Source organism: Nocardioides sp. CPCC 206347 (assembly GCF_048654605.1).
Taxonomy (GTDB): Bacteria; Actinomycetota; Actinomycetes; order Propionibacteriales; family Nocardioidaceae; genus Nocardioides.
On record NZ_JBMCYZ010000005.1, the window covers coordinates 75459 to 100937 of the forward strand.

Sequence of the window (25479 nt, forward strand, 5' to 3'; positions counted from 1 at the left end):
TCTGCAACAGGGCGGTCTTCGGGCGGATGGGGCCGCCGCGGTCAATCTAGCCATTCACGTTCGGCCGGGGCAATGCGGCGCCGTCGTGGGCGTTCCTACAGGCTCAACGGGGTCTTGCAGACATCACGCGCCTGCTGGCTGACGCCGGCGAGCGCCAGCTTCGTCTCCCGCGCACCGAGTCGGACCGCAGCTGCCTGGATCGCGTCGACGTCGGCCTTCGGCAGGTCCTTCGGCGGCTTCTCGGGGTCGTAGGTCGCGGGATCCACGTCGGCGTCCGCGAAGGCGTCGCGGACCTCGGTGACGCGGTCGATCACGATCCGCCACTCGTCGCGAAGATCCTCCGGTGCCTTCTCGGCCAGCAGCTCGAACGTCGGCAGCGCGCGGATCAGCCCGAGCCGCTCCCCCGCCGCCAGCGCCGCCCCGAGCTCACCGCGCCGCTCCTCGACCTCGGCACAGTACGTCGTGAACGGGTCGTCGTCGTCCGTGGACCGCAGCAGCCAGGCGCCGGCACCCACCGCCAGCGCCACGACGACCACGAGCGCCACGAGACGTCGCAGGCTCACCCGAGCAGGCCCCGCAACTCGTCGTTGCCGCGGTGGACGGCGTCGCGCAGGGCGATCGGGTCCGGGCCGAGGCGCAGGACGCCTCGGGAGGACGACGCCAGCACGTGGGAGGCGCTCGCCCCGAAGATCCGCAGGATGTCGGCGGTGGTGCCGCCCTGCTCGCCGTACCCGGGAGCGAGGATCGGGCCGTTGAGCGCGAAGTCGAGGCCCGAGCCGTCGATCGTGGCGCCGACAACGGCGCCGAAGGAACCGAGCGGGGAGGCGCCGGCGTTCAGCTCACGCAGGTGGTCGAGCATCGCCGCGGCGACCGTGCGGCCGCCGAACTCCTCGCTCGTCACGGCTTCCTGGACCTCGGGACCCTCCTTGTTGGAGGTGGCCGCGAGCACGAACAGGCCGGCGTCGAAGCGGCGCGCGGTGTCGACGAAGGGAAGCAGGGAGCCGAACCCGAGGTAGGGGCTGATCGTGATCGCGTCGCTCGCCAGCGGGGAGGCAGGGTCGAGGTACGCATCGGCGTACGCCTGGGACGTCGAGCCGATGTCCCCCCGCTTGACGTCGAGCAGGACCAGCGCACCGGCGGCACGGGACTCGGCGATGACGCGCTCGAGGACGGCGACGCCCTTGCTGCCGAACCGCTCGTAGAACGCCGACTGCGGCTTCACCACACTGCAGTACGGCGCCACGGCCTCCACCGCGCCGAGCGCGAACCGCTCGAGCCCGGAGAGGTCGTCGTCGTAGCCCCAGTCGTGCAGCAGCGCGCTGTGCGGGTCGATGCCGACGCAGAACTGGCCGCGTTCTGCGATCGCGGCGGACAGGCGAGCGCCGAAGGCAGTCATCGCGTTCCCTTCTCGTTGAGGCCCTTCAGGATCCGGCGTGGCCACATCGGGCCACCGTAGACGAGGCCGCTGTAGACCTGGACCAGGTCGGCACCGGCGGCGATCCGCTCGCGGGCGTCGTCGGGCGTGCTGATCCCGCCGACACCGATGAGCGTGAGGTCGGGGCCGACGCGGCCGCGCAGCAGGCGCACGACCTCGGTCGAGCGCTCGCGCAGCGGGGCGCCGGAGAGTCCGCCGGCGCCGGCGGCCTCGACGACCTCCGTCGGCGTGGCAAGGCCGTCGCGGGTGATGGTGGTGTTGGTCGCGATGATGCCCGACAGGCCGAGGTCCAGCGCCATGTCCGCGACGGCGAGCACGTCCTCGTCGGACAGGTCAGGGGCGATCTTCACGAGCAGCGGCACCCGGTCGCGGCTGACGGCGTCGGTCGCCTCGTCCGCCGTACGGCGCACGTGGGCGAGCAGGGGCGCGAGCTTCTCGACCGCCTGCAGGTTCCGCAGGCCGGGCGTGTTCGGTGAGCTGACGTTCACGACGAGGTAGTCGGCGTACGGCGACAGCAGGCGGGTCGACGTCTCGTAGTCCGCCTCGACCGCAGCCTGGTCGTCGTCGGGGACGACCTTCGACTTGCCGATGTTGACGCCGAGGACCAGCCCCCGCTTGGTACGGCGATGGCCGGGCTTGCCCAGGCCACGCTTGGCGAGCCGGGCCGCGACAGTCCCGGCACCGTCGTTGTTGAAGCCCATCCGGTTGACGATCGCGCGGTCCTCCGGCAGCCGGAACAACCGCGGCTGCGGGTTGCCCGGCTGGGCGATCGCGGTGATCGTGCCGATCTCGACGTGGCCGAAGCCGAACGCGGCCAGCTCGTCGAAGACCTCACCGGTCTTGTCGAAGCCCGCGGCCATGCCGAGGCGGTTGGGGAAGGTCAGGCCCATCGCCTCGACCGGGGACTGGCCCGGGATCGGCGCGCGACCCAGGACGACTCCCCCGGCCTTGAGTGCGTCGAAGGTCAGGTGGTGCGCCTTCTCGGCGTCCATCTTGACGAGGCACTTCTCGAAGACCCGGTCATAGACCCGCACCTCAGGCACCGGTCTTCGACGCGGCGTTCCACTCCTGCAGGGAACGCACGCCGACCGTGCCGGAGCGGATCGCTGCGATGCCTTGTACGGCGGCCGCGAGTCCCTGCACCGTGGTGATGCAGGGCGTGCCGGTCAGCACGGCGGCGGACCGGATCTCGTAGCCGTCGACGCGCGAGTCGCCGCCGCCGGTGGCACCGTGCGGAGTGTTGACGATCAGGTCGATCTCTCCGTCGAGGATCATCTGGACGGTCGTCTTCTCCCCCGCGGGCCCCACGCCCTCGAAGTGCTTGCGCACGATCGTGGCCTGGATGCCGTTGCGGCGCAGCACCTCGGCGGTGCCCTGCGTAGCGAGGATCTCGAAGCCGTAGTCGACCAGCACGCGGGCCGGGAAGATCATCGTCCGCTTGTCGCGGTTGGCGATCGAGATGAAGACCTTGCCCGAGGTCGGCAGCGAGCCGTAGGCCGCGGCCTGCGACTTGCTGAATGCCGTCCCGAAGTCGGCGTCGAAGCCCATGACCTCGCCCGTCGACTTCATCTCCGGGCCGAGCACCGTGTCGACGAAGTTGCCCTCCTTGGTGCGGAACCGGTTGAACGGCAGCACCGCTTCCTTGACCGCGATCGGCGAGTCGGCCGGCAGCGTGCCGCCGTCACCCTCGGCGGGCAGGACACCGGCAGCGCGCAGCTCGGCGATCGACTCACCCAGCATCAACCGGGCCGCGGCCTTCGCCAGCTGCGTGCCGGTGGCCTTGGAGACGAACGGCACCGTGCGCGAGGCGCGGGGGTTGGCCTCCAGGACGTAGAGGACGTCCGAGCCCAGCGCGAACTGGATGTTGATCAGGCCCTGCACCCCCACTCCGCGCGCGATCCCCTCGGTCGCCTCGCGGATCCGGGTGATCTCGGCGGCGCCGAGGGTGATCGGCGGCAAGGCGCACGACGAGTCACCGGAGTGGATGCCGGCCTCCTCGATGTGCTCCATCACGCCGCCGAGGAACAGCTCCGTGCCGTCGTACAGGGCATCGACGTCGATCTCGACGGCGTCGTCGATGAACCGGTCGACCAGCACGGGCCGGTCGGGGCTGATCTCGGTCGCGGCCTCGATGTAGGCCTTGAGGGCCGCGTCGCTGTAGACGATCTGCATGCCGCGTCCGCCGAGGACGTACGACGGCCGCACCAGCACCGGGTACCCGATGGTGTGGGCGATCGCCTGCGCGTCCTCGAAGGAGACCGCGGTGCCGTGCTTCGGGGCGACGAGGCCGGCCTCGGCGAGGACCCGGCCGAACGCGCCGCGCTCCTCGGCGAGGTCGATCGCCTCGGGGCTGGTGCCCACGATCGGGACACCCGCGTCCTGCAGGCCCTGCGCGAGCCCGAGCGGCGTCTGGCCGCCGAGGGTCGCGATGACGCCGGCGATCGGGCCGGCAGCCTTCTCGGCCTCGTAGATCTCGAGCACGTCCTCCAGGGTCAGCGGCTCGAAGTAGAGCCGGTCGGAGGTGTCGTAGTCGGTCGAGACCGTCTCGGGGTTGCAGTTGACCATGATCGTCTCGTAGCCAGCCTCGCTGAGCGCGAGGGAGGCGTGCACGCACGAGTAGTCGAACTCGATGCCCTGGCCGATCCGGTTCGGGCCGGAGCCGAGGATGATCACGGCCTGCTTGCCCTCGGCCCGCGGCTGGACCTCGGTCTCCTCGTCGTAGGACGAGTAGTAGTACGGCGTGGCCGCGGCGAACTCGGCGGCGCAGGTGTCGACGGTCTTGTAGACCGGTCGGACACCGAGGGTCTGCCGCGCGATCCGGACCTCGGACTCCTTGAGGCCGCGGATGCCCGCGATCTGGGCGTCCGAGAAGCCGTGCCGCTTGGCGACCCGGAGGGCGCTGGCGTCGAGCACGTCGGTGGCGGCGACCTGCTGGGCGACCTCGTCGATCAGGAACATCTGGTCGACGAACCAGGGGTCGATCTTCGTGGCGTCGTGGACCTCGGCCTGGGTGGCCCCGGCGCGGATCGCCTGCATCAGCTTCTGCACGCGGCCGTCGTGGGGCACCTTGATCGCCTCGAGCAGCTCGGCCTTGTCGCCGAGCGGGGACGCCCAGTCGAACGGCGCCTTCTTGTCCTCGAGCGACCGGAGCGCCTTGTTGAACGCCTCGGTGAAGTTGCGGCCGATCGACATCGCCTCACCCACGGACTTCATGTGGGTGGTCAGCGTGGTGTCGGCGGTCGGGAACTTCTCGAACGCGAACCGCGGCACCTTGACGACGACGTAGTCGAGCGAGGGCTCGAAGGAGGCCGGGGTCTCCTTGGTGATGTCGTTCGGGATCTCGTCGAGCGTGTAGCCGACGGCGACCTTGGCGGCGATCTTGGCGATCGGGAAGCCCGTGGCCTTCGACGCCAGCGCACTCGAGCGGGACACACGGGGGTTCATCTCGATGACGATGACGCGCCCATCGGCCGGGTTGACGGCGTACTGGATGTTGCAGCCGCCGGTGTCGACGCCCACCTCGCGGATGATGCCGATCGCCAGGTCGCGCAGGTGCTGGTACTCGCGGTCGGTCAGGGTCATTGCGGGAGCGACAGTGATCGAGTCACCGGTGTGCACGCCCATCGGGTCGAAGTTCTCGATGGAGCAGATGATCACGACGTTGTCGGCCTTGTCGCGCATCACCTCCAGCTCGTACTCCTTCCAGCCGATGATCGATTCCTCGATCAACACCTCGGTGGTGGGGCTGGCGGACAGGCCGGCACCGGCGATCCGGGCCAGGTCGGTGGCGTCGTACGCAATGCCGGAGCCGAGTCCACCCATGGTGAAGGACGGGCGTACGACGACGGGGTAGCCCAGCTCGACGGTGGCGGCCTCGACCTCGGTCATCGTGTGGCAGACGTAGCTGCGGGCCGTCTCGCCGCCGACCTTGTCGACGATCGCGTTGAACAGCTCGCGGTTCTCGCCGCGGTGGATGGCCTCGAAGCTGGCGCCGATCATCTCGACGCCGTACTTCTCGAGCACGCCGTTCTCGTGCAGCGCGATCGCGACGTTGAGCGCGGTCTGGCCGCCGAGCGTCGGCAGCACGGCGTCGATCGGGAAGCCGCGGTCGGCCTCCCGCGCGATGACCTTCTCGACGAACTCGGCCGTGAGCGGCTCGACGTACGTCGCGTCGGCGAACTCGGGGTCGGTCATGATCGTGGCCGGGTTGGAGTTCACGAGGACGACCCGCAGGCCCTCCTCCTTGAGCACCCGGCAGGCCTGGGTGCCGGAGTAGTCGAACTCGCAGGCCTGGCCGATGACGATCGGACCGGACCCGATCACCAGGACGGACTTGATGTCTTCACGCTTCGGCATCAGGCGTTGCCCTCCAGCAGCTGTACGAATCGGTCGAAGAGGTACGCCGCGTCGTGCGGACCGGCGGCGGCCTCGGGGTGGTACTGGACGGAGAACGCCTTGAGCTTGCCCTCCGCGGTGCGCAGCTCGAGCCCCTCGACGACGTCGTCGTTGAGGCAGACGTGGCTCACCGTGGCGCTGCCGTACGGCGTCTCCGTGGCGGTGTCGCGCGGAGCGTCGACCGCGAAGCCGTGGTTGTGCGCGGTGACCTCCACCTTGCGGGTGGTCAGGTCCATCACCGGCTGGTTGATGCCGCGGTGGCCGTACTTCAGCTTGTAGGTGTCGAAGCCGAGCGCGCGACCGAAGAGCTGGTTGCCGAAGCAGATCCCGAAGTACGGCAGGTCGCGACCCAGCGCCTCCTTGAGCAGCTCGACCTGACCGGTCGTGGCGGCCGGGTCACCCGGGCCGTTGGAGTAGAAGAGCCCGTCGGGGTTCACCGCGAGGACGTCGTCGAGCGTGGACGTCGCAGGCAGGACGTGCACCTCGATGCCGCGCTCGCTCATCCGCTGGGGAGTCATGTCCTTGATGCCGAGGTCGAGCGCGGCGACGGTGAACCGCTTCTCGCCGTACTCACCCGGCACGGCAGGGACCACATAGGCCTCGCCGGTGGAGACGGCCTCGGAGAGGTTCGCCCCGCTCATCGCGGCGGAGCTCTTGACCTTCTCCAGCAGCGCGGCCGGGTCGGTCTCGACGGTGGAGATGCCGACGCGCATAGCGCCCCGCTCACGCAGGTGACGGGTCAGCGCCCGGGTGTCGACCCCCGAGATCCCGACGACGCCCTGCGAGCGCAGGTCGTCGTCCAGCGAGCGCTGCGACCGGAAGTTGCTGGGCAGGCGGGCAGGATCGCGGACGACGTACCCCGCGACCCAGATCCGCTTCGACTCCGGGTCCTCGTCGTTCATGCCGGTGTTGCCGATGTGCGGGGCCGTCATCACCACGACCTGGCGGTGGTACGACGGGTCGGTGAGGGTCTCCTGGTATCCGGTCATGCCGGTGTTGAAGACGGCTTCGCCGAAGGTCTCGCCCTCGGCGCCGTACGCCTCCCCATGGAAGGTGCGGCCGTCCTCGAGGACGAGCAGGGCGGGAGTGGTCACAGGAGTGCTCCTTCCAGAACCGTCGGGGTGCCGCGCAGCAGCGTGGCAATCACCCGCCCGGTCAGCTTGCGGTCGTGCCAGGGGTTGTTGCGGCTCAGCGAGACGCTGGCGTCGCGGTCGACGACGACCTGCGCTGCCGGGTCGACCAGGGTCAGGTTGGCGGGTTCACCGACGGCGATCGGCCGGCCGTGGCCGTCCAGTCCGGCGATCCGTGCGGGGTTGGTGCTCATCACGCGGGCGACGCCGGCCCAGTCGAGCAGGCCGCCCTCGACCATCACCGTGCTGACGACCGACAGGGCGGTCTCCAGGCCGAGCATGCCGAAGGCCGCGTCGACGAACGCGTGCTCCTTGTCGTGCCGGGCGTGCGGGGCGTGATCGGTGGCGACGGCGTCGATCGTGCCGTCGGCGAGCGCGGCGCGGAGCGCCTCGACGTCCTCGTTGGGGCGCAGCGGCGGGTTGACCTTGAACGTCGGGTCGTAGGTGCCGAGCAGGTCGGTGGTCAGCAGCAGGTGGTGCGGAGTCACCTCGGCGGTGACGTCGATCCCCTGCGCCTTGGCCCAGCGGATCACCTCGACGCTGCCGGCGGTCGACACGTGCGCGACGTGCACCCGGCTGCCGGTGTGGCGAGCCAGCATCACGTCGCGGGCGATGATGATCTCCTCGGCGACGCCGGGCCAGCCGGGAAGGCCGAGGCGACCGGAGAGCTCGCCCTCGTGGCAGCAGGCGGTGGCACCGGCGAGCGACGGGTCCTGGCTGTGCTGGCTGATCACGCCACCGAACGCCTTGACGTACTCCAGCGCGCGGCGCATGACCCGCGGGTCGGCGACGCACTTGCCGTCGTCGGAGAACACCCGGACCTTCGCCCGCGAGCGCGCCATCAGGCCGAGCTCGGCGAGCTCTTCGCCACCGAGCGACTTGGTGACGGCGCCGACCGGCTGGACGTCGACCAGGCCGGCGGTCCGGCCGAGGTCGAACACCCGCTCCGCGGCCTCGGCGGTGTCGGTGACCGGGTTGGTGTTGGCCATCGCGAGCACCGCGGTGAAGCCACCGACAGCGGCGGCGCGCGAGCCGGTCAGGACCGTCTCGGCGTCCTCACGGCCGGGCTCGCGCAGGTGCGTGTGCAGGTCAACGAAGCCGGGCAGCAGGACCAGGCCGGCGGCGTCGATCACCTTCGTCGATGCGCCAGCCAGGTTGGTCGAGCCTGTCGAGACCCCGAGCTCCCGGATCACGCCGTCCGCGACGAGGACATCGGTCGTCGTACCGTCGGGAAGGGCAGCGCCCTTGATCAGGATCGAGCTCATTCGCCCACTCCTTCGTTGCCCTGGGGTTCCCCAGTCAGCAGGTGGTAGAGCACGGACATGCGGACGGCGACGCCCGCGGAGACCTGGTCGAGCACGGCCGAGTCGATCGCGTCGGCCGCGTCGGCGGAGATCTCCAGTCCGCGGTTCATCGGGCCCGGGTGCAGGATCGGCGTGCCGGGCTTGAGCAGGGAGAGCCGGTCGCGGGTCAGGCCGTAGCCGACCGTGTACTCACGGGCCGTGGGGAAGAACCCGCCGCTCATCCGCTCGCGCTGGACGCGCAGCATCATCACGGCGTCGGCCTCGGGCAGGACCGGGTCGAGGTCGTACGACGTCGCGAACCCCGCTTCCTTCGACCAGTCGGCGACACCGGCCGGCATCAGGGTCGGCGGCGCGACGACGGTGACCGTGGCACCCAGCTTGATCAGGCTCTTCACGTTGCTGCGGAACACCCGGCTGTGGGTCAGGTCGCCGACGATCGCGACGTGCTTGCCCTCGAGGGTGCCGAGGCGGCGGGTCAGCGTGTAGCCGTCGAGCAGCGCCTGCGTGGGGTGCTCGTGGGTGCCGTCGCCGGCGTTGATGACGGGGACGTCGACCCAGCGGCTGATCTGCTCGGCCGCGCCACTGGCGCCGTGGCGGACGACCAGTCCGTCAATGCCCATGGCGGTCACCGTCAGCACGGTGTCGCGCAGCGACTCACCCTTGCTGGCGCTGCTGCCCTTGGCGGACAGGTTGATGACGTCGGCGGAGAGCCACTTCCCAGCGATCTCGAAGCTCGAGCGCGTCCGGGTGGAGTCCTCGAAGAACAGGTTGATGACGGTGCGGCCGCGCAGGGCGGGCAGCTTCTTGACTGAGCGCTTCTGCACGTCGTGCATCTCGGCAGCCGTCGTGAAGATGTCCTCGATGTCACCGACTTCGAGGTCATCGATGCTGAGCAGGTGGCGGGTCATGCCTCACCTCCATTGGGGGCGTCGACGATGCGGACCTCGTCCTCACCGTCGGTCTCCACCAGGCGCAGGCTGACCCGTTCGCTGCGCGCGGTGGGAAGGTTCTTGCCGACGTGGTCGGCACGGATCGGGAGCTCTCGGTGCCCGCGGTCCACCAGCACCGCCAGACGTACGACGGCCGGCCGGCCGAGGTCGGACAGGGCATCGAGCGCGGCGCGGATGGTGCGCCCGCTGTAGAGCACGTCGTCGACCAGCACCACGGTCTTGCCGTCGATGCCGCCGGCAGGCACCTGGGTGCGGCTGGCCACTCGCGTGGGGTGGTTGCGCAGGTCGTCGCGGTACATCGTGACGTCGAGGGACCCGGTCGCGACCGTCGTACCCTCGACCTTGGCGATGCTCGCGGCGATGCGCTCCGCCAGCGGGACCCCGCGGGTCTGGAGGCCGAGAAGCAGGAGATCCTCGGCGCCCTTGTTGCGCTCGAGGATCTCGTGGGAAATGCGGGTCACTGCCCGGTTGATGTCGCCGGCGTCGAGGACGACGCGTCCAGCGGTGCCGTCATGCGGCGTGGAACTGGGGTGCGCAGGCAAGGTTGGCTGACCTTCCTTCTCCGCCTCACAGGACGGCTCGTTAAAGGATGTCGATCGGGTGCCACCTTACCGCCGACGACTCCGCCCGCCGAACCGGGACACCCCGTCGACAGGAACTAGAACACGTTCTAGGGTGGTCGACATGGACCTTGCCGCCGTCGAGGAGATCAAGCGCCTCAAGCACCGCTACTTCCGCACCCTCGACCTGAAGTTGTGGGACCAGTTCGCCGACTGCCTCGCGGAGGACGTCGTCGCGCAGTACGGCACCCAGGCGATGGGCGAGCCGCTGCACTACGACAACCGCGCCGGCGTCGTGGCCTTCATGACGGAGAACCTCGGCCCCGGTGTCGTCACGGTCCACATCGCCAACCACCCCGAGATCGACGTCGACGGCGACACTGCGACGGGGTCGTGGGCCTTCGAGGACACCGTCATCGTCCCGGACTTCAAGGTGCAGATCCGCGGCGCCGGCTACTACGTCGACACCTATCGCAAGGACGCCGACGGCGCCTGGCGGATCGCCTCGACCCGGTACGAGCGGATCTACGAGGCCATGACCTCGCTCGACGACACCCCGAGCTTCAAGCTGATCGCCAACCGCTGGGACCCGTCGCTCCAGCACTGACCCCTGGCCGAGGTTGATTGATATCAATCAACCTCGCCCGGTGGTTCCTTCCCTCAGAGGGCTGCGGCCATCCCCGCGCACGCCCGCAGCCAGGAACGCTTCGTGTCCTCGGAGAGCTGGTCGTACGGGACGACCGACCCGGAGACGAGTGCCGGGTCGTACGGCACCCGATAGACGCCGCGGGTGCGCTGCTCGTACACGGCCACGAGGTCGCGGGCCAAGGCCTCGTCGACCTTCGGGCTGGGGTCGGAGAGCACGGTGATCGTCTTGTACTTGAGGTTCTCGTAGCCCGCGTCCTGCAGGGCGTCGAGCATCCACAGGCCGCTGTAGCCGGTGTCCTCGCGGATGGTGCTGGTGACGACGAGGAGGTCGGCCTTCTCGGCCGCGGCGAGCCAGTTCTCGGCCCGGAGGTTGTTGCCCGTGTCGACCAGGATGATCCGGTAGAAGCGCTCGAGCAGCGAGTGGACCTCACCGAAGTCCTTCGCGTGGATCACGCCGGTGACGTCGGGACGTTCGTCGGAGGCGAGGACGTCGAAGTGGGCGTCGCCCTGGGAACGGACGAAGGCGCCGAGGTCGCCGATCCGCGACTGGTAGACGTCCTTGAACCGGCCGAGGTCCTCGAGCAGCTCCCGCGTGGTGTTGCGGTGGGTGCTGCGCGCACCACGGATGCCGAGGGTTCCGCGCGTCTCGTTGTTGTCCCACGCGATGACTCCCCCGCCGCGCACGGTGCCGAAGGTGTGGCCCGCGGCCAGGACACCGGTGGTCTTCGCCGCGCCACCCTTGGGATTCACGAACGCGATCGTCCGCGGGCCGTCGAAGTCCTTCTGGATCTGGGCGCGGTCGGCCTCGAAGGCCTGCTCCCGGGCACCCATCGCCGGCTTGACCAGCCCACCGCTCCAGCGCCGTACACGCCCGCGCCAGCCCCAGGTCGCCGGGCCGAGCTTCTTCTCGCTGTCGCGGCGGTCCAGGAAGTCCGTGGCCGTCATGAACCGACGAGGATCCGGCGGCACCGACGGTGGACTCGCCGACGGTGGCGGGCTCGACGGCGGCGGGCTCGACGGCGGCGGGCTCAACGGCGGCGGTGCCGTCGGTCGAACCGCTGTGTGTGCGGAGATCGGGTCGGACAACGGGTCGGTCAAGGGCTGACTCACGAGAACCTCCGAGATAGGCAGTCAGGTGGCCTAAAGGCGAGGCCAACCTACCCCGAAGTCCTCACCCCAGATCGCCGAGCGCAATTTCAATCGCCCTGTGGAACGTCGGGTACGCGAAGTGCATCCCCTTCAGGGTGGCCAACGGCACCTCCGCGTGGACGGCGGTGACGAGCATCCCGATGATCTCCCCGCCGGACGGACCCACCGCCGTGGCACCGACGAGCACGCCCCGGTCGAGATCGGCGACGACCTTGATCAGGCCGTGGTTGCCGACCTTGTGCAACCAGCCCCGGCTCGAGTCGGGCAGCTTCGCCAGCCCGACACCGACGTTCAGTCCGGCGTCACGGGCCTGCTGCTCGGTCATCCCGACCGACCCGACCTCGGGGTCGGTGAAGGTGGCACGGGCGACGGCGCGGTAGTCCGCCCACGGGCCGTCCTCACCGGTCAGGTCCCGGATGACGACGTTCGCCTGGTACATCGACATGTGCGTGAAGGCGCCCTTGCCAGTGATGTCGCCGATCGCCCAGACCCCGTCGGTGACGCGCGCCCGCTCATCCGTGTCCAGGACCCGCGCCGAGGGGTCGAGCCCGACGGTGTCGAGTCCGATGTCGCCGAGGTTGTTGCGCCGGCCGGCAGCCACCAGCAGCGCCTCGGCGCCGATCGAGGTGCCATCGGCCAGGCCGACCGTGAACGCCGATCCGTCGTGGGCGACGCCCGTGACCCCGACGCCGGCCCGCACGCCGATCCCCTCGGCCTCGAGGGCCTCGGCGACCACGGCACTCGCCTCCGGCTCCTCCGGTCCCAGGATCCGCTCGGCCCCCTCGACCACCGTGACGTCGACTCCGAAGCGCGCGAAGGCCTGGGCCAGCTCGCAACCGATCGCTCCCCCGCCGATCACGACGAGACTCGCGGGCAGGTCGCGCACCTGCACCACGTCACGGTTGGTCCAGTACGGCGTCGCGGCCAGCCCGTCGATCGGGGGGACGGCCGGCTCGGTGCCGGTGTTCAGCACCACGCCCCGTCGTACGACGAAGTCCCGCACGCCGTCCGCGGTCTCGACCTGGACGCGCCCCGGTCCGGCGAGCCGGCCGGTCCCGCGCACGAACTCCGCGCCCGCCCGCTCCAGGCGCTCGACCGCGACGATGTCGTCCCAGTCGTCGGTCGCCTCGTCGCGGATCCGGTCCGCAACGGGCGTCCAGTCGGGGGTGACCTCGGCCGACCCACCCAGCGAGGAGACCCGCCGGGCTTCCTGCAGTGCGTCGGCCGCGCGGATCATCATCTTCGACGGCACGCAGCCGTAGTAGGGACATTCACCGCCCACCAGGCGGCGGTCGACCCCGACCACGGAGAGTCCGGCCTTGGCCAGGGAGGCGGCGACGTGCTCGCCGCCCGGTCCGAGTCCGATGACGACGACGTCGACCTCAGTTGATTCCGGCATGCCCACACACTGGCACGCCGGGGAAATTCAGACCAGCGTCGCCTTGGACCGCTGGATCGCGCCGAGGACGCCGTTGACGAACGACGGCGACTCATCGGTCGAGAGCTCGCGCACCAGGGTCATCGCCTCGGTCACGGCAACCGTGTCCGGCACGTCATCGGCCCAGAGCAGTTCCCAGACGCCGATCCGCAGGACGTTGCGGTCCACGGCGGGCATCCGCGACAGGCTCCAGTCGGTGGAGAACTGGACGAGGATCTCGTCGATCCGCGCCTGGTGCTCGGACACCGCGCGCACCAGCACGGCGGTGTACGGGTTGGTCAGCTGTTCGCCGTCGGCCGTGACGCGCTCGAGCGCCTCGAGTCCCGACTCGCCCCGCATGTCCGCGGCGTAGAGGACGTCGAGTGCTCGCTTGCGCGCCTTGGTCCGGGCTCCCACCTGCTGGTCAGCCCTTCACGCGGGAGAGGTACGAGCCACCCTCGCGGGTGTCCACCTTGATCTTCTCGCCCTGCTCGATGAACAGCGGCACCTGGATCTCGGCGCCGGTCTCCAGCGTGGCCGGCTTGGTGCGACCGGTCGCGGAGTCACCGACGACGCCGGGCTCGGTGTAGCTGACGACGAGCTCGACGGAGGCGGGCAGCTCGATGAAGAGCACCCGGCCTTCGTTGGTGGCGACGATCGCCTCCTGGTTCTCGAGCATGAAGCCCGAGGCGTCGCCGACGATCTCGGGGGCGACCTCGGTCTGCTCGAACGTGCCGGTGTCCATGAAGACGTAGCTGACGCCGTCGTTGTAGAGGTACTGCATCGTGCGGCGGTCGACCGTGGCGGTCTCGACCTTGGTGCCGGCGTTGAAGGTGCGGTCGACGTTCTTGCCCGACTCGACGTTCTTGAGCTTGGTACGGACGAACGCCGGGCCCTTGCCGGGCTTCACGTGCTGGAACTCCACCACGGCCCAGAGCTGGCCGTCGATGTTGAGAACCATGCCGTTCTTGAGGTCATTCGTCGATGCCATGCGCGCGTATTCTCCGATGCAGATGTCAAGCGGTTCGAGTGGTCCCCGGGGTGCTCGGGACCGGCAGTGAAGTCTAGTGTGCCGACGGGTCAGCGATGAATTCGAGCGCCTGGCGGTAGCCGTCGATGCCCTGGCCCTCGATCACCTTCGCGGCATGGGGGGACACCACAGAGGTGTGTCGGAACTCCTCAGCACGCTGCGACGGGGCGCTGATGTGGACCTCGACGAGTGGCGCCTCCAGCTGGGCACAGGCATCGAAGAGGGCGTAGGAGTAGTGCGTCCAGGCGCCGGCGTTGAGCACCACAGGAGTCTTGTTGTCTGCGGCGTCATTGAGCCAGTCGAGCAGCTTGCCTTCGTGATTGGTCTGCATGACCAGGACCCGGAGGCCGAGAGCAGAGCCCCACTCCACACAGAGGTCGGCGAGTTCGTCATGGGTGGTGGCGCCGTAGATCTCGGGCTGCCGACGGCCGAGCCGACCGATGTTCGGGCCGTTCAGGACGAGCACCTGCCGGTCACTCATGCCGCACCGCCCGAGACGGCGTCGTAGGCCGCCCGCAGGTTCTCCTCGGACGGTCCGGCCAGCACGACCGGCTTCGCCACGTCGTCGAGTACGACGAAGCGGAGCTGGTTGCCGCGGGACTTCTTGTCCACCCGCATGGTCGCGAGCAGCGTCTCGAAGTCGGCTCCGTCCCAGGTGGTCGGCAGGCCGACACGGCCGAACGCGGAACGATGCCGTTCGACGAGACCAGCGGGCAGGCCACCCTCGCGCGCCGCCAGCTCGGCGACGAAGACGCAGCCGATCGCAACGGCCTCGCCGTGGCGGATGGAGTAGTCGGTGGCCTTCTCGATCGCGTGGGCGAGCGTGTGGCCGTAGTTGAGCGCCTCGCGTCCCGGGTGGCCGGCGACTCCCCCGGTCTCCTTGAGGTCTCCGGCGACGACGTCGGCCTTCACCGCGATCGACCGCTCGACCAGCTCGCGCAGGACGGGTGAGTCAGCGGTCAGCGCCGACGGCTCGGTCTGCTCGACCAGCTCGAGGATCCGCGGGTCGGCGATGAAGCCGCACTTGATGACCTCGCCGAGGCCGGCGACCAGTTCCTCGCGCGGCAGGGTCTCGAGCAGCGCGAGGTCGCAGAGCACGCCGGCGGGTTCGTGGAACGAGCCGATCAGGTTCTTGCCGGCCGGGCTGTTGATGCCGGTCTTGCCACCCACGGCGGCGTCGACCATGGCGAGCAGCGTCGTCGGGACGTGCACGACAGCAACGCCGCGCAGCCAGGTCGCGGCGACGAAGCCACCCAGGTCGGTGGTCGCACCGCCGCCGAGGGTGACGACGGCGTCGGAACGGGTGAAGCCGTCCTCACCGAGCGCCTCCCAGCACGCGGCGGCGACCTCCCAGTTCTTGGCTTCCTCGCCGTCGGGCACCTGCAGCACCACGACATCGAGGCCCTCGAGCAGGTCCTCGAACGGGACCAGCATGTCCTCGAGCGACTCGGGGCACACGATCGCGACGCGCTGGACACCCGCGGGCAGCAGCCCGCGCAGGCGGTCGAGGACCCCGTGGCCGACCACGACGTCGTACGGCGACGCGGTGGCCACGCGGATGACGGTGGGGGCGCTCACGACGCTCCCCCGTTGATGGCCGCCACGATCTCGGCGGCGACCTCGGCAGGGGCGCGGTCGTCGGTGTCGACGGTGATCCGGGCGAGGCCCTGGTAGACCGGCGTGCGCTCGTCGAGCAGCTGCTTGATCCGTGACCGGACGTTGCCGAGCAGCAGCGGCCGGCCGACGCCGAGGCCGACCCGCTTCACCGCATCGGCCAGGCCGACGCGCAGGAACACCACCTGGTGGGCGGCGAGCAAGGCCTGGGTCGCCGGGTCGAGCACCGCGCCACCGCCGAGCGACAGCACGCCGTCGTGGTTCTCCAGCGCCCAGGCGACCGCTGCGCGTTCCTCGGCACGGAAGGCGGCTTCACCCTCGTCGACGAAGATGTCCTGGACGGACTTGCCGACCCGGTCCTCGACGAGGTGGTCGCTGTCGGCGAAGGCGACGCCCAGCTCGGCGGCCACCAGCTCGCCGACGGTCGTCTTGCCGGCACCCATGGTGCCGATCAGGACGGCCCGAGGAGTCACTTGAACCTCAGCGAATCGAGGTAGGTCTGGACGTTACGGCGGGTCTCGCTCACCGCGTCTCCGCCGAACTTCTCGAGGATCGCGTCGGCGACGACGAGCGCCACCATGGCCTCGGCAACGATGCCCGCTGCCGGAACGGCGCAGACGTCGGAGCGCTGGTGGTGGGCGACGGCCTCTTCGCCCGTGGCCAGGTCGACGGTCCGCAGCGCCCGCGGAACGGTCGCGATCGGCTTCATCGCCGCGCGAACGCGCAGGATCTCACCGGTGGACATGCCGCCCTCGGTGCCGCCGGATCGTCCGGAGACCCGGCGCAGTCCCTCGTCGGTCGACACGATCTCGTCGTGGGCGAGCGAGCCGGGCGTGGCAGCGAGCTCGAAGCCGTCGCCGACCTCCACGCCCTTGATCGCCTGGATGCCCATGAGCGCGCCGGCCAGGCGGGAGTCGAGGCGCCGGTCCCAGTGGACGTGCGAGCCGAGTCCCGGCGGGAGACCGTGCACGACCACCTCGACGACGCCACCCAGGGTGTCGCCGTCCTTGTGGGCCTGGTCGATCCGTTCGACCATCAGCTTGGAGCCGTCGGGGTCCAGGCAGCGCACGGGGTCCTCGTCGAGACGAGCGACGTCGTCCGGAGCCGGGACCTCACGCGAGGGCGTGCGGACCCCGCCGATCTCCAGCACGTGGCTGACGATCCGGGCGCCGGTGGCCTGCTCGATGAAGTTGCTGGCCACGCGACCGAGGGCCACCCGGGCGGCGGTCTCACGGGCCGAGGCACGCTCGAGGATCGGCCGGGCGTCGTCGAAGTCGTACTTCTGCATGCCGGCGAGGTCGGCGTGCCCGGGCCGCGGACGGGTCAGCGGGGCGTTGCGGGCCTGGGCGTCGAGGACGTCGGCGTCGACCGGGTCGGCCGCCATCACGGTCTCCCACTTGGGCCACTCCGTGTTCCCGACCTGGATCGCCACCGGACCGCCCTGCGAACGTCCGTGCCGGATGCCACCGGTGATGGTGACCTCGTCGGCCTCGAACTTCATCCGCGCGCCGCGGCCGTAGCCCAGGCGTCGACGGGCGAGAGCATCGGAAATGTCGTCGGTGGTCACCTCGACGTGGGCCGGCAGGCCCTCGAGGATCGCCACCAGTGAGGGGCCGTGGGACTCCCCTGCGGTCAGCCAGCGCAACATGAGCACCAGTCTCCCACGGGGTCAGGCGCCGGCGAGGACCCGTCCCACGACGACCGCGACCAGCGCCCCGGCTGCGAGGAACGGCCCGTAGGGCACCTTGCGCTTGATCATGTTGCCGCCGCGACTCAGCGGCACGAGGGCGATCACAGCCAGGACAGCCGCGGTGGCGATGGACACGACGACCGTCGCCAGGCCCAGCGGACCCAGCGCGAGGCCGAGCAGGACGCCGAGCCGGACGTCACCGAACGCCATCATGCGGGGGCTGATGAACCAGATCAGCCCGTAGTAGAGGCCGAGCAGCGCGGCACCGATGGCCGCCAGCACCAGCACCGCGGGTTCCTCGAGCGCGATCGCGGCGACCACCTCGAGCGCCACCACGACGCCGTACGACGGCAGGATCAGGCGGTTCGGGAGGTACCAGGTGACGTAGTCGATGACGGACAGCGCGACGCAGATCGGCACCAGGTACAGCAGCCACGGCAGCGACCAGCCCCAACCGATCGACGCGCCGAGGATGCCACCGACGACGGCGCCGGCCGCGGCGGTGCGGAGCATGAGCCCCGGTCGCGCCGCGAGGTCCGTGAAGCGGACGTGGTCAGGGAACTCCTCGGGGTTCTCCGCCGGGTTGTGCTCGGGCTCCGGGCACAACGCGATCAGGCGCGGGACGACGAGTCCGCCGAGCAGGCCGGCGAGCGCCCCCACGAGGGCCGGGAGCAGTTCCATGTGCGGAACCTATCGGTCGGCGAGCGCGCGCAGACCGGCCGAGCGCATCGCGTCGAGTGGTCCGTTGTGACCAGTGAACATCGCGAACTGGAGCACGGCCTGGTGCACGAGCAGGTCCAGGCCGGAGACCAGCGCCTGGCCCCGCTCCATCGCCGCGGCCGCCAGCGGAGTGGGCCATGGGTCGTACACGACCTCGAAGACAACGGCAGCCTGGGACGCCGCCGCCAGGAGCTGATCGGTCTGCGCGGCGGCGGGGACGGTCGAGACGACGACCTCCCCCACCATGGCTGCGCCGTCGAGCGCCACCACGTCGACCTCGAGGCCCGGGTGCCGCGTCAGCGCCGCGGCGGTCTCCCGCGCCCGGGACGGGTCACGGGCCAGCAGGCGGATCGTGTGGGCGCCGAGCTCGGCCAGCGCGAGCCCGACCGAGGCAGCCGTGGCTCCGGCACCGAGGATCGTCGCCGAGGCCACGGGGCCGTCGTACCGCTCCCGGATGGCGGCGACCGCACCCGGCAGGTCGGTGTTGTCCGCCGACCACCCGTTGTCGGTCCGGACCAGCGTGTTGGCACCGCCGGCCAGCATCGCCCGGTCGCTCACGACCGTCGCGAAGTCCAGGGCCTCCCGCTTGAGCGGAGCGGTGACCGAGAGTCCCCGCCACTCGTCGCCGAGCGAGGCGACGAAGCCCGCGAGCCCGCCAGCGGGCACCTGCACGGCGTCGTAGCCGAACCCGAGCCCCAGGGCGTCGTACCCCGCCCGGTGCAGGACCGGGGACAGCGAGTGCGCAATGGGGTCTCCCAGGACAGCGCACCGCAACCCCGCGCCGGCCCGATCAGCGCCCACCCGATCAGCACTCGTCATGGGTGCGGCAGTACTCCTTGGCCTTCTCGGCGTTGCGGAGGTGCTCGTCGTAGTCGTCCGTGAAGAGCGTCGTGCCCTTCTCGAAGTCCGGGACGAAGTAGAGCCAGTTGCCGTCCGCCGGATTGAGCGCGGCCTCGATGGTCTCCTTGCCCGGCGATCCGATCGGGCCCGGCGGCAGGCCGGTGTGCTTGTAGGTGTTGTAGAGCGACTCGCTGTCGCGCTCGTCGGCCGTCGTCCAGACGTCGCCCTTGCGCTTGCTGGCGTAGGAGACGGTCGAGTCCAGCTGCAGCGCCATGCCGTCGTCGAGCCGGTTGTAGATGACGCGGGCGACCTTCGGATAGTCCGGTCCGCGGTTGGCTTCGTACTCCAGGATGCTCGCGACCGTGATGATCTCGTGGGCAGTCAGGCCCAAGCGCTCGGCCCCGGCCGCGATCTGGAGGTCCTTCTCGGCCGCCTCGGTCTGGGCGACCATCTCGCTGAGCAGGCTCTGGGCGGTGGTCGTCTCGGTGATCTCGTAGGTCGCGGGGAAGAGGTAGCCCTCGGGGTTCCCGCCCGCCTCGGCCGGCAGCCCGATCTTGCCCGGCTTGTCGAGGAGTGCGGTGAGCTGCTTCTCGGTGAAGTCGGTCTTCTTGACGATCGTCTCGACGACCTGTCCGACCCGGGCCCCCTCGGGGACCGTCACGGTGTTGCCGGATCCCGCGTTGGCCGGGTTGGCGAGGAACGCGACGGCGTCGGCCGCCTTCATCTTGAGCTTCATGACGTACGTCGCAGCCTGGATCTTCTGCGCGTCGTTGTTGGCCGACGCGGCATCGACGAACGCGTCCGAGGACGCGACCACGTCGAGCTCCTTGAGCTCGTTGCCCATCGACCGGATGCTCTGGCCGGGGTCGATGACGACCTCGACCTCGCCCGTGCCCGGGCCCGGGTAGTCCTCGGGGCCGGCGAACATGTCCTTCACGTCACCAATGGCACCGCGCGCGAACCACGCGATGACGGCACAGAACAGGACCATCACGAGCAGGATCGGAAGGCAGCCGGAGCCGGAGCGGCGCTTGCGCTCAGCGCGACGGCGACCCGGGTCGTGCGCCGGGTGCGCTGCGTGCTGCGTGGGCGCAACGGTCTCGAGGCCCACTTCCGGCAGATCCGACTGGCTCATGCGTCTCCTTGTCCTGCGGTGTCCTCCGCGACAATCGTGGTGGCCTCGTGGTCCACGACCTCGCCTGGAGGCAGTCCCGTGGTGCGTTCGACCTCCAGCGCTTGCTGCAGGATCACGACGGCCGCGACCTGGTCGATCACGGCGCGTTGTTTCGCTCCCTTGCGCTGGTCGCGCAGCATAGCCGTCGCCGTCACAGTCGTGAGGCGCTCGTCGACCAGCCGCACCGGCACCGGAGCGATCCGACGGGACAGTCGCACCGCGAACTCGCGCGCCTTCACCGCCGCCGGCCCTTCGGATCCGCTCAGCGATCGCGGCAGCCCGACGATCACTTCGACGGCTTCCTCCTCGGCGAGGATCTGATGGATCCGGCGCAGGTCGCCCTTGCCGCGACGCACGGTCTCGACGGGGGTCGCCAGGACTCCCCACGGGTCGCTGCGCGCGACTCCGATCCGTGCATCCCCCGGATCGATGCCGAGGCGGACCCCGCGCCTCACGGTGCTTGCGCCACCGTGGCGGTCACGGCCGCCAGCGCCTCGTCGATCCGGGACACGTCGGTGCCACCGCCCTGGGCCATGTCGGCCTTGCCGCCACCCTTGCCACCGAGGAGCGGCGCGGCTGCCCGCACCAGTTCGCCGGCGGCGAGGCCGCGCGCCTGCGCAGCGTCGTTGAGCGCGGCCACGATGGCGGCCTTGCCGTCCGCTGCGCCGATGAGTACGACGACCGCCGGGGTGTCGCCCGAGAGCCGGGCCCGGACGTCGGTGGCGAGCGTGCGGACGTCGCCACCGGTGGCACCGTCGAGCCGCTGCACGACCAGTCGGACGCCGTTGACGTCCGCCGCACCGTCGGCCAGCGCGGCGCCGCCCGACAGCAGCTGGGCGAGCCGGGCCTTCTCGATCTCCTTCTCGGACTGCTTGAGGCGTTCGAGGAGGTCACCGACCCGGCCGACGATGTCGTCGGGCTGGATCTTGAGCAGGGTGGAGAGCTGGCTGACCACGTCGCGCTCGCGCGCCAGGTACGAGAAGCCCTCGACACCGGTGAAGGCCTCGATCCGGCGGTTGCCGGAACCGACGCTGGCCTCACCGGTCACGACGATGGTGCCGATCTGGCTGGAGTGGTCGACGTGGGTGCCACCGCAGAGCTCGCGCGACCACGGGCCGCCGATCTCGACGACGCGGACCTTCTCGTTGTTGTAGGTCTCGCCGAAGAGCGCGAGCGCTCCCCAGTCGCGCGCCTCGCTGAGGGTCATGTACTCCCAGCCGACGGGCAGGTCTGCCCGCAGGGCGTTGTTGGAGACGAGCTCGATCTGCTGCACCTGGTCGGGCGACAGGGCGCTCAGCCAGCCGAAGTCGAGGCGGAGGTAGCCCGGGCGGTTGTAGGAACCGGACTGCAAGGCCGTGGGACCGAGCACCTCGCGCAGCGCTGCGTGGACGACGTGGGTGCCGGAGTGCGCCTGGCGCGCGCCGGTCCGCCAGTCGGGGTCGACCTTCGCCTGGAGCTGACGTGCCTCGGCGGGCAGCTCGCCCTCGAGGACCCGCACCTGGTGCACCACGAGGCCTCGTACGGGCCGCTGCACGTCCAGCACCTCGAGCTTGCCGCCATCGAACTCGATGACGCCGGCGTCGGCCACCTGGCCGCCGGACTCCGCGTAGAAGGGGGTGCGGTCGAGGACGACCTCACCGACCTCGCCCGCGACGAGCGACTTCACCGCCGCGCCCTCCTTGAGGACGGCGAGCGCACGGGACTCGGTCTCGAGCGTCTCGTAGGCGAGCCACTCGGTGGGGCCGTTGGCATCGAGGATGCCGCGGTAGACACCGGTGTCGGCGTGCTGGCCCTTCTTGGACCGCGCGTCCGCCTTGGCCCGGTTGCGCTGCTCGGCCATCAGCTGGCGGAACCCGTCCTCATCGACGCTCAGGCCGGCCTCGGACGCCATCTCGAGGGTGAGGTCGATCGGGAACCCGTAGGTGTCGTGCAGCGCGAAGGCCTTGTCGCCCGGGATCGTCGTGGCGCCTGCGCCCTTCACCTGTCCGGCCGCGAGGTCGAAGATCTGCGTGCCCGCCTGGAGGGTCTTGCGGAACGCCTCCTCCTCGGCGAACGCGACCTGGGCGATCCGGCCCCAGTCCGCGATCAGGTCGGGGTAGCTCTCCCCCATCCGGTCGCGCGACACGGGGAACAGCTCGGGCAGCGCCGGGTCCTCGTAGCCGAGCAGGCGGACGTTGCGGACCGCGCGGCGCAGCAGGCGGCGCAGCACGTAGCCGCGCCCCTCGTTGCCCGGCGTGACGCCGTCGCTGATCAGCATCATGGAAGAGCGGATGTGGTCGGCCACGACGCGGAAGCGGACGTCGTCGTCGTACGCCGCACCGTAGGTCTTGCCGGTGAGCGCCATCGTCTTCTCGATCACCGGGAAGACGACGTCGATCTCGTACATGTTGCTCTTGCCCTGGAGCAGGTACGCGACCCGCTCGAGGCCCATGCCGGTGTCGATGTTCTTGTTGGGCAGCTGGCCGGCGATGTCGAAGTCCGACTTGCTGCGGACCGCGGACAGCTCGTCCTGCATGAACACGAGGTTCCAGAACTCGAGGTAGCGGTCGCCGGCGTCCCAGTCGCGGTCGGCACCGAACTCGGGACCGCGGTCGATCAGGATCTCCGAGCACGGTCCACCGGGCCCGGGGATGCCCATGGACCAGTAGTTCTCCTTGGGAGGCAGCCGGACGATGCGGTCGTCCGAGAGGCCCGTGATCTTCTTCCACAGGCCGATCGCCTCGTCGTCACCGTCGAGCACCGACGGGTAGAGCAGCGACTCGTCCAGCCCGAAGCCGCCGTCGGCCTGGGACCTGGTGACCAGCTCCCAGGCGAGCTCGATGGCGCCTTCCTTGAAGTAGTCACCGAAGCTGAAGTTGCCGCACATCTCGAAGAACGTGCCGTGGCGGGTGGTCTTGCCGACCTCTTCGATGTCGGGGGTCCGGATGCACTTCTGGACGCTCGCCGCGCGCGCGTACGGCGGCGTCTCCTGGCCGAGGAAGTACGGCTTGAACGGCACCATGCCGGCGTTGACGAACAGCAGGTTCGGGTCGTCCAGCAGCAGCGAGGCAGACGGTACGACGGTGTGTCCCCGGCCCTCGAAGTGGGCGAGGAACCGGTTGCGGATCTCGGCGCTGGTCAGGTAGCCGTCCGGTGTCGCCGTCATGAGGGGCCTTCCAGGGTGTGGGCGGCCGGCACGGCCGTCGTGGTGGAACGGATCGGTAGTTCGTGGGTCTGGGGCGCCCGACGCTGCCCAGCCTCCACAGCACGGAAGTGCTCGCGCAATTGGGTTTCAGCGTCGACCTGACCCTGCACGACCTCGTCGCGGAAGATGCGGGCGCCGACGAAGGCCGCGTTGACCCGGTCGCGCATGCCATCGGGCGTCAGCGCCTCCGCGAGGCGTCGTACCTTGACCATGCCGTAGACACCGGCGGTGGCGCCGGCCGCGAACCAGAGACCGCTCCTCATGAAGGGCCTTCGACGCCGGCGCGCTGACGGGTCTCCCAGTCGCGACGGGCGGCCTTGAGCATCAGCTTGCGGCCCTTGCGCGAGCGCTTGATCTCGCGCTTCATCTCGAAGCGGATCCGGTTGCGGACCTCGGGCGACAGGGCCCGGCGCAGCCCGGAGGCCAGCGCGGCGGTCTTGATGACGCTCTCGCGCAGCAGGATGTCGGCGAACATCGGTGCCGGCACGATCCGGGCGGGCACCTGCGGACCGCGGTTGCGGTGCAGGTCGGTGATGAGGTACTCACGGTCGTCGACGACCGCGACCGGCACCCGGTCGGGCAGGTTGGACGACGCGACCGACAGGGCGGCCTGCCGCTTGAGCGCCTCGTCGAGGTCGCCCAGCTGGACGCGCAGCTCGTCGGCATCACGGGCGGTCGAGGCCAGGACTTCGTCGGTCTCTTCACGCACCCTGCGCAACGACTGGTTCAGGTTCCAGGCAACCCACGCAAGGGCCACCAGGGCGACAAGGGTCGCCACGGCCAGCCAGACGGGTACGGCAAGCTCGTTGGTCACGACGGACAAGCCTACTTGCCGCGGATCAGCCGGCGGACCCGCTCCCACCGTTGTTTCACGGCAGCCTCGGCTCCCAGCTCGGTCGGGCGGTAGTAGCGCGCGTCACCGATCACGTCCGGGGCGTACTGCTGCTCGGCCACCCCGAACGGCGCGTCGTGGCTGTACTTGTAGCCCTTCCCGTGGCCCAGGCGCTCCGCCCCGGCGTAGTGGGCGTCGCGAAGATGAGGCGGTACGGCGCCGATCCTGCCTCGCCGCACGTCGCTGATCGCCTCGTCGACCGCCACGATCACCGCATTCGACTTCGGGGCGACCGCGAGCGCGATGACCGCCTGGGCGAGGTTCAGCCGCGCCTCCGGCATCCCGATCAGCTGGACCGCCTGCGCCGCGGCGACCGCGGTGGGCAACGCCGTCGGGTCCGCGAGCCCGATGTCCTCGCTAGCGAGGATGATCAGCCGCCGGGCGATGAACCGCGGGTCCTCGCCCGCCTCCATCATCCGGGCGAGGTAGTGCAGCGCCGCGTCCGCGTCCGAGCCGCGAATCGACTTGATGAACGCGCTGATCACGTCGTAGTGCTGGTCGCCGTCACGGTCGTAGCGCACGGCCGCCTGGTCGGCGGCCGTCTCGGCCGTGGCCAGGTCGATGGTGATCATGTCGCCGGTGGTCGAGGTGCGAGCGCCGGCGAGCCTCGAGACCGCGGCACCCGCAGCAGCCTCCAGGTAGGTCAACGACCGTCGCGCGTCTCCGCCGGCCAGCCGGACGATGTGGGCGCGGGCGTCGTCGTCGAGGACGAACCGGCCCCCGAGACCACGCTCGTCCGTCACCGCGGAGTCGAGCACCGTGATGATGTCGTCGTCGGTCAAGGGCTGGAGCCGTAGCAGCAGGCTGCGCGAGAGCAGCGGCGAGATCACGCTGAACGACGGATTCTCCGTCGTCGCCGCCACCAGGGTCACCCAGCGGTTCTCGACACCCGGCAGCAGGGCGTCCTGCTGGGCCTTGCTGAACCGGTGCACCTCGTCGACGAAGAGGACCGTCTCCTCGCCCGTCGACACCAGGCTCGACCGGGCAGCCGAGATCGCCTCGCGCACTTCCTTGACGCCGGCCGACACCGCCGACACCTCGACGAACCGACGACCCGTCTGCTGGCTGATGATCGAAGCGATCGTGGTCTTGCCGGTGCCCGGTGGTCCCCACAACAACAGGGACAGCGACTGGTCACCCTCAACGAGCTGGCGCAGCGGCGATCCGGGAGCGCGCAGGTGCGCCTGCCCGACCAGCTCGTCCAGGTCGCGGGGCCGCATCCGCACCGCCAGCGGCGCCGCGGCATGGGCCGCGTCCGAGAGCGACCCGCCGGACGTCGTACGACTGCCAGGCACCTCGAACAGACCCGGCTCGCTCACGTGAGCAGCCTACGGCGCCGCGCCGACA

26 protein-coding genes are annotated in these 25479 nt (G+C 70.3%); 2 read left to right on the forward strand and 24 right to left on the reverse strand.

From position 1 onward, the window contains the following. Positions 1-95: 95 nt before the first annotated feature. From ACOACQ_RS17255 to pyrR, 8 genes are read right to left on the reverse strand one after another with little or no spacing between them, the layout of a single operon-like run. Positions 96-563, reverse strand: coding sequence for a hypothetical protein (locus ACOACQ_RS17255; RefSeq protein WP_420288880.1), 468 nt, complete (start codon positions 561-563; stop codon positions 96-98). Beyond that, positions 560-1396, reverse strand: a complete 837-nt coding sequence (pyrF, locus tag ACOACQ_RS17260) for an orotidine-5'-phosphate decarboxylase (protein WP_378597962.1) — start codon at positions 1394-1396, stop codon at positions 560-562. The genes ACOACQ_RS17255 and pyrF overlap by 4 nt, the downstream gene beginning before the upstream one ends. After that, positions 1393-2478 carry a quinone-dependent dihydroorotate dehydrogenase gene (locus ACOACQ_RS17265; protein ID WP_420288881.1) on the reverse strand — a complete coding sequence of 362 codons (1086 nt, stop codon included), beginning with the start codon at positions 2476-2478 and terminating at the stop codon, positions 1393-1395. Before ACOACQ_RS17265 ends, pyrF begins: the two co-directional genes overlap by 4 nt. Next, positions 2471-5791, reverse strand: a complete 3321-nt coding sequence (carB, locus tag ACOACQ_RS17270) for a carbamoyl-phosphate synthase large subunit (RefSeq protein ID WP_420288882.1) — start codon at positions 5789-5791, stop codon at positions 2471-2473. The genes ACOACQ_RS17265 and carB overlap by 8 nt, the downstream gene beginning before the upstream one ends. Next, positions 5791-6924, reverse strand: a complete 1134-nt coding sequence (gene carA / locus ACOACQ_RS17275) for a glutamine-hydrolyzing carbamoyl-phosphate synthase small subunit (protein ID WP_378597958.1) — start codon at positions 6922-6924, stop codon at positions 5791-5793. Before carA ends, carB begins: the two co-directional genes overlap by 1 nt. After that, on the reverse strand, positions 6921-8225 hold the full coding sequence (locus tag ACOACQ_RS17280; RefSeq protein ID WP_420288883.1) for a dihydroorotase: 1305 nt from the start codon (positions 8223-8225) through the stop codon (positions 6921-6923). Before ACOACQ_RS17280 ends, carA begins: the two co-directional genes overlap by 4 nt. Continuing rightward, complete coding sequence (locus ACOACQ_RS17285) at positions 8222-9172, reverse strand: aspartate carbamoyltransferase catalytic subunit (RefSeq protein ID WP_378597953.1); 951 nt, start codon at positions 9170-9172, stop codon at positions 8222-8224. Before ACOACQ_RS17285 ends, ACOACQ_RS17280 begins: the two co-directional genes overlap by 4 nt. After that, on the reverse strand, positions 9169-9756 hold the full coding sequence (gene pyrR, locus ACOACQ_RS17290) for a bifunctional pyr operon transcriptional regulator/uracil phosphoribosyltransferase PyrR (protein WP_378597951.1): 588 nt from the start codon (positions 9754-9756) through the stop codon (positions 9169-9171). The genes ACOACQ_RS17285 and pyrR overlap by 4 nt, the downstream gene beginning before the upstream one ends. 142 nt (positions 9757-9898) lie before the next feature. Between pyrR and ACOACQ_RS17295 the strand changes: the two genes are divergently transcribed. Further along, positions 9899-10381, forward strand: a complete 483-nt coding sequence (locus ACOACQ_RS17295) for a nuclear transport factor 2 family protein (RefSeq protein ID WP_378597949.1) — start codon at positions 9899-9901, stop codon at positions 10379-10381. Positions 10382-10434: 53 nt separating this feature from the next. Here ACOACQ_RS17295 and ACOACQ_RS17300 read toward each other — a convergent pair whose 3' ends face one another. After that, the gene (locus ACOACQ_RS17300) at positions 10435-11367 is read right to left on the reverse strand and encodes a MinD/ParA family ATP-binding protein (protein ID WP_420288884.1); all 933 of its coding nucleotides are present in this window, start codon (positions 11365-11367) and stop codon (positions 10435-10437) included. Between ACOACQ_RS17300 and ACOACQ_RS17305 the strand changes: the two genes are divergently transcribed. Next, entirely contained in the window at positions 11366-11527 is a 162-nt protein-coding gene (locus tag ACOACQ_RS17305) for a hypothetical protein (protein ID WP_420288885.1), read from the forward strand. The genes ACOACQ_RS17300 and ACOACQ_RS17305 overlap by 2 nt on opposite strands. A gap of 66 nt (positions 11528-11593) precedes the next feature. Here the strand turns inward: ACOACQ_RS17305 and ACOACQ_RS17310 are convergent, their stop codons facing one another. From ACOACQ_RS17310 to ACOACQ_RS17380, 15 genes are all read right to left on the reverse strand, one after another. Then, on the reverse strand, positions 11594-12970 hold the full coding sequence (locus tag ACOACQ_RS17310; RefSeq protein ID WP_420288886.1) for a dihydrolipoyl dehydrogenase family protein: 1377 nt from the start codon (positions 12968-12970) through the stop codon (positions 11594-11596). A 27-nt stretch (positions 12971-12997) separates the two neighbouring features. Next, positions 12998-13405, reverse strand: coding sequence for a transcription antitermination factor NusB (gene nusB / locus ACOACQ_RS17315; protein WP_378597945.1), 408 nt, complete (start codon positions 13403-13405; stop codon positions 12998-13000). Positions 13406-13412: 7 nt separating this feature from the next. Continuing rightward, positions 13413-13979 (reverse strand): elongation factor P, encoded by a 567-nt coding sequence (efp, locus tag ACOACQ_RS17320; protein WP_420288887.1) that lies wholly within the window; start codon positions 13977-13979, stop codon positions 13413-13415. 73 nt (positions 13980-14052) lie between these two features. Continuing rightward, positions 14053-14499 carry a type II 3-dehydroquinate dehydratase gene (locus ACOACQ_RS17325; protein WP_378597941.1) on the reverse strand — a complete coding sequence of 149 codons (447 nt, stop codon included), beginning with the start codon at positions 14497-14499 and terminating at the stop codon, positions 14053-14055. Further along, on the reverse strand, positions 14496-15596 hold the full coding sequence (aroB, locus tag ACOACQ_RS17330; RefSeq protein WP_420288888.1) for a 3-dehydroquinate synthase: 1101 nt from the start codon (positions 15594-15596) through the stop codon (positions 14496-14498). Before aroB ends, ACOACQ_RS17325 begins: the two co-directional genes overlap by 4 nt. Continuing rightward, on the reverse strand, positions 15593-16105 hold the full coding sequence (locus ACOACQ_RS17335; protein ID WP_378597938.1) for a shikimate kinase: 513 nt from the start codon (positions 16103-16105) through the stop codon (positions 15593-15595). Before ACOACQ_RS17335 ends, aroB begins: the two co-directional genes overlap by 4 nt. Continuing rightward, positions 16102-17280: a chorismate synthase gene (gene aroC, locus ACOACQ_RS17340; RefSeq protein ID WP_378597936.1), complete on the reverse strand. Its 1179-nt coding sequence runs from the start codon at positions 17278-17280 to the stop codon at positions 16102-16104. The genes ACOACQ_RS17335 and aroC overlap by 4 nt, the downstream gene beginning before the upstream one ends. A gap of 21 nt (positions 17281-17301) precedes the next feature. After that, a complete protein-coding gene (locus ACOACQ_RS17345; protein ID WP_420288889.1) occupies positions 17302-18003 on the reverse strand; it encodes a prepilin peptidase in 702 nt (233 codons plus the stop codon). 9 nt (positions 18004-18012) lie between these two features. Then, positions 18013-18861, reverse strand: a complete 849-nt coding sequence (locus ACOACQ_RS17350) for a shikimate dehydrogenase (protein WP_420288890.1) — start codon at positions 18859-18861, stop codon at positions 18013-18015. Continuing rightward, positions 18848-20017 carry an endolytic transglycosylase MltG gene (gene mltG / locus ACOACQ_RS17355; RefSeq protein WP_420288891.1) on the reverse strand — a complete coding sequence of 390 codons (1170 nt, stop codon included), beginning with the start codon at positions 20015-20017 and terminating at the stop codon, positions 18848-18850. The genes ACOACQ_RS17350 and mltG overlap by 14 nt, the downstream gene beginning before the upstream one ends. Continuing rightward, the gene (gene ruvX / locus ACOACQ_RS17360) at positions 20014-20511 is read right to left on the reverse strand and encodes a Holliday junction resolvase RuvX (protein WP_378597928.1); all 498 of its coding nucleotides are present in this window, start codon (positions 20509-20511) and stop codon (positions 20014-20016) included. The genes mltG and ruvX overlap by 4 nt, the downstream gene beginning before the upstream one ends. Then, on the reverse strand, positions 20508-23201 hold the full coding sequence (gene alaS, locus ACOACQ_RS17365; protein WP_420288892.1) for an alanine--tRNA ligase: 2694 nt from the start codon (positions 23199-23201) through the stop codon (positions 20508-20510). The genes ruvX and alaS overlap by 4 nt, the downstream gene beginning before the upstream one ends. Next, the gene (locus ACOACQ_RS17370) at positions 23198-23503 is read right to left on the reverse strand and encodes a DUF6167 family protein (protein ID WP_420288893.1); all 306 of its coding nucleotides are present in this window, start codon (positions 23501-23503) and stop codon (positions 23198-23200) included. The genes alaS and ACOACQ_RS17370 overlap by 4 nt, the downstream gene beginning before the upstream one ends. Continuing rightward, positions 23500-24054, reverse strand: a complete 555-nt coding sequence (locus ACOACQ_RS17375) for a hypothetical protein (protein ID WP_420288894.1) — start codon at positions 24052-24054, stop codon at positions 23500-23502. The genes ACOACQ_RS17370 and ACOACQ_RS17375 overlap by 4 nt, the downstream gene beginning before the upstream one ends. 11 nt (positions 24055-24065) lie before the next feature. Then, positions 24066-25451, reverse strand: a complete 1386-nt coding sequence (locus ACOACQ_RS17380) for a replication-associated recombination protein A (RefSeq protein ID WP_420288895.1) — start codon at positions 25449-25451, stop codon at positions 24066-24068. Positions 25452-25479 lie beyond the last annotated feature (28 nt).